Below are 622 nucleotides of genomic sequence, written 5' to 3' on the forward strand. Positions count from 1 at the left end.
CACGCCCTACGGGTGCCCTAAAGGGGAGCCTAAACAAAAGGAAGGCTTATATTTCTGATGTTATAAAAAAATCCCAACCGGAAACGCCACAGAAATTTGACAAATTATCCAACATATGCTATACTATTGTTGACTGGAGGAGGGGGCTTTGAACGTGGGCGAATATTTCTTCTGTCCCAGATGCGGGCAGGCTTTGCAAAATGGTACGGCCTACTGTCCTGCCTGTGGGCTGCCGCTGACATTTCCGGCGGGAGATCTGCCGCCCTGTCCGCCGCTCCGGAAAAACAGCAGCAATTGTCTGGCAGTCACTTCGCTGGTGCTGGGCATCTGTTCGATATTGTCCTGCCTGCTGCTCCTGATCGATTCGGTGGGAGGCTTCTTCTGTTTCAACAGCATTCCGCTGGGGGCTGCCGGCGTGGCGTTGGGCATCATTGCCCGCGGAGAAATCCGCAGCCGTGACCCCCGCGGCAGCACGGCTCTGGCGACCGGCGGCATGGTCTGCTCGATCATCGGGCTTTGCATCGGCGTGCTGCTGGCGCTTCTCTCCATAGCGACTTTGGCAGTACTGATTCGGCTGCTGTTTTCCTACATTTAAGGCAATACCGCACAAAGAGCGTCTGGC

At 55.6% G+C, this 622-nt stretch carries 1 protein-coding gene; it reads left to right on the forward strand.

Annotated elements, in window-relative coordinates; genetic code table 11:
* Positions 1-154: 154 nt before the first annotated feature.
* On the forward strand, positions 155-595 hold the full coding sequence (locus RUMCAL_RS04800) for a DUF4190 domain-containing protein (protein WP_341349358.1): 441 nt from the start codon (positions 155-157) through the stop codon (positions 593-595).
* Positions 596-622 lie beyond the last annotated feature (27 nt).

The sequence above is a fragment of the Ruminococcus callidus ATCC 27760 genome (assembly GCF_000468015.1).
GTDB lineage: Bacteria > Bacillota > Clostridia > Oscillospirales > Ruminococcaceae > Ruminococcus_C > Ruminococcus_C callidus.